The organism is Oleiphilus sp. HI0061, from assembly GCF_001635675.1.
Genome location: NZ_LWFE01001136.1, coordinates 1 through 3,227, shown reverse-complemented (window position 1 = coordinate 3,227; position 3,227 = coordinate 1). Strand labels below are relative to the sequence as shown.

At 46.3% G+C, this 3,227-nt stretch carries 3 protein-coding genes and 1 pseudogene; 2 read left to right on the top strand and 2 right to left on the bottom strand.

Going from position 1 to position 3,227, the window contains the following annotated elements:
• Positions 1-461, bottom strand: a pseudogene (locus A3735_RS16950) (hypothetical protein); the annotation flags it as partial.
• A 312-nt stretch (positions 462-773) separates the two neighbouring features.
• On the opposite strand from A3735_RS16950, the gene A3735_RS16945 reads away from it, so the two are divergent.
• Positions 774-1,961: an acetyl-CoA C-acyltransferase gene (locus tag A3735_RS16945; protein ID WP_068507713.1), complete on the top strand. Its 1,188-nt coding sequence runs from the start codon at positions 774-776 to the stop codon at positions 1,959-1,961.
• A 91-nt stretch (positions 1,962-2,052) separates the two neighbouring features.
• Positions 2,053-2,748, top strand: a complete 696-nt coding sequence (locus tag A3735_RS16940; protein ID WP_068507712.1) for a tRNA (adenine(22)-N(1))-methyltransferase TrmK — start codon at positions 2,053-2,055, stop codon at positions 2,746-2,748.
• 141 nt (positions 2,749-2,889) lie between these two features.
• Here A3735_RS16940 and A3735_RS16935 read toward each other — a convergent pair.
• A partial coding sequence (locus A3735_RS16935) for a DUF695 domain-containing protein (protein ID WP_068638329.1) occupies positions 2,890-3,227 on the bottom strand: 338 nt, incomplete at its 5' end.

Sequence of the window (3,227 nt, the reverse complement as noted above, 5' to 3'; positions counted from 1 at the left end):
TCCCAACGCTGACCATTGATGACAGCCTCAAGGACAGATACTGCACGGCCATCCCCGTAACCGTTGCCTGTGCGGAACGGACACTGTTGAATGTACTCCGTGCCATAAATCGACAGCGCATAGCCAGTTGCCCAAGCTGTTTGTCTCATAGGTTCTGGCACATGCGACATATCACCAGAGAACAAACGACGGAAGCCTTCCGTTTCCACCAAATTGTCGTCAAAACCCAGTTCGCTGAAAAACTTCCTGCTGTGAGCGACATAGTCAGGCTCAGGAATAGGCGTCGGCTTTACAGGGACATAATGTCCCGAAAAAACTTGTCGAGGCGCGTAATCATCCCCACTGGCCGTCGCCTGAGGGTCGCACCGAAGGTTATTCATTAGTGAATAGTCGGCTAATTTAGCCAGTTCATCGAGATTCGTTATGGGAGTAGATATATCATTAAGCTGCTTGTTAGCCATATTAATTGATGAACCTTTTCTAATTACTCTAAATCTGAGGAGATACCTTGTCTCAAACTATCACATTATCGACCTAAACCGAAAACACTTGGCACTCTGTGTAAGCTAATTGCTTGGTGTCCTCTACAGGTAAACCGCAAGCCTTTACCTTTCCTTACAGCAAACAAATTGGTTCAAAAACGAGATCCTTGATACAATCTGCGACCGATTTGGTGGGCTAAGGTCACTATCCTTGGCTTCGTTTGTATTTCCGGCACCTCACGAGGGTGCACTCTTTGTGGCTCGGCCACGAGTAAAACGTAAGAGGCTAATATGTCTAAGCAAGATTCTGTTGTAATTGTAAGCGGTGTTCGTACACCAATGGGTGGTCTTCAAGGTAGCCTGTCTACTGTTCCTGCGCCTGAGCTAGGCAGCATCGTTATCAAAGAAGCGGTCGAGCGTGCGGGCCTTAAGCCTGAAGACGTACAAGAAGTGATCATGGGTAACGTATTGCCAGCCGGTCTTAAGCAAGGCCCAGCTCGCCAGGCAATGCGTCAAGCAGGCCTACCTGATGCAACGGGTGCTACCACAATCAACAAGCTTTGTGGTTCAGGTATGAAAGCGGCGATGATGGCACACGATGCGATCAAGGCAGGCACTAACGATGTAATGATTGCTGGCGGCATGGAGTCTATGTCTAACGCTCCTTATATTTTGCCAACGGCTCGTAAGGGCTTCCGCATGGGTCACGGTGACCAAGCAATGGATCACATGTTCCTAGATGGTTTGGAAGATGCTGAAACAGGTCGTCTAATGGGTTCTTTCGCACAAGAAGTTGCAGACAAGAAAGGTTATACACGTGAGCAGATGGATGACTATGCGATCCAATCACTTACTCGTGCAAAAACTGCAACGGAAGAAGGTTTGCTAAAAGCTGAAATCGTTCCAGTAACCGTTAAGTCTCGCCGTGGCGATACTGTGGTTGAGCACGATGAGCAGCCATTCAACGCTAACATCGAGAAAATCCCTAGTCTTCGCGCAGCTTTTGCTAAAGATGGTACCATCACTGCAGCGAATGCTTCATCAATCTCAGATGGCGCATCAGCACTTGTTCTAATGCGTGAAAGCGAAGCTGAAGCACGTGGCCTTAAGCCTGTTGCTCGTATCGTTGGTCATGCTACGCAATCCCAACACCCAAGTGAATTTACAATCGCTCCTGTTGGCGCAATTGAAAACTTGTTTGCTAAGACAGGCTGGACTAAAGAAGATGTTGATTTGTATGAAATCAACGAAGCCTTCGCAATGGTTGCAATGATGCCTATCATTGACCTAGGTCTTGACCCAGAAACGGTGAACATCTTCGGTGGTGCATGTGCACAAGGCCACCCTGTTGGTTCAACAGGTTCACGTTTGTTGGTTACCTTGATCAACGCATTGAAAGTGAAAGACAAGTCTAAAGGTGTTGCTGCACTATGTATTGGTGGTGGTGAAGCAACCGCTATGGCGATTGAGTTGATCTAAGCTCAGCGTTCATACTAAGAACAGCGCTACAGCAGTACTAAAAAAGGGTCGCAAATATGCGGCCCTTTTTATTATTAATGGAATCAAAACTTTGAAGCTCGGTAAACGCCTAAAAAAACTCAATGAGATGTGCCTAAATAACTACGAGCACATCTGGGATTGCTGCTGCGACCACGGTTTATTGGGAATCAACCTGCTTGATCGGCAAGCCGCACCCACAATTCACTTTGTTGATATTGTTCCAGAGCTCATTGAAGCCTTGAACCTGAAGTTAGTTGAGCTCTTTCCGGCGACTCCTAACAACCAAACATCTTGGAAGACCTATTGCAGCGATGCCTCCCAGTTACCTTTAGACAAACATCAAGGCAAACATTTGGTCATTATTGCTGGTATAGGTGGTGACGAAACGATGAGCCTGATCAACCAGCTTCATCAGAAGTTTCAAAACCTTGATATCGATTATCTGCTCTGCCCTGTTTATCACCAATATGCACTTAGGCAGCACCTCATTAAGCTCGATTTTTCTCTGCTTGACGAACAACTGGTGAAAGAACGAAAGCAGTTTTATGAAATACTGCATGTTTCTTCGTGTAGTGGTTTAAAGAAGGAAATATCTCCGGCGGGTAGAAAAATTTGGCAGGGTGAAACGGAAGTTCAAGCTGAGATTGCCCATGAGTATCTGGCGCGCGTTCTATCTCACTACAAAAAATCCCGAATTAATCACGGAGATAAAGTCGATGAGGTCATACGCGCCTATGAGCTTTGCGCTGAACATATACAAGCATAAAGAAGTTGTGGGCAGAAGGTTCCACCCCTCACTTACTCAACCCAACAAGAAACATTGTACTGATTCACCAGCGAGCCGAGGAAAGCACTGCCTACAAAACGATTGCTGTTTTCAATCGAGTCTGACCCCATTGAAACGCTTTTACCTAAAGCTCTTAAGGTAAACCTCTGACATCTTCCAATCTTCATCAGGGTCGATTGTATAGCTGAAGGGGCGTGGCGTGGTATCCGCTTCGATAATACTCTTTATTAATTCGTCAGCTTGAACCGGGTTGTAGACTCTAAAAAGTAACTCTCGCGTCTTATTCCAGGTAATTCTCGCTAAAGGCACAGCATTCCCGCCGGCTCGAAGGTCAACGTCCAATTGCTGGCAAAAAGGCTCAATTTCTTTTGCTTCCTCTGGAAGTGTCAAGCCTTGTTCATCTTCGGTGTCTAATTTAAGAATCAGTGATAACTGCCAAGCATAGAGTTTACGCGGCT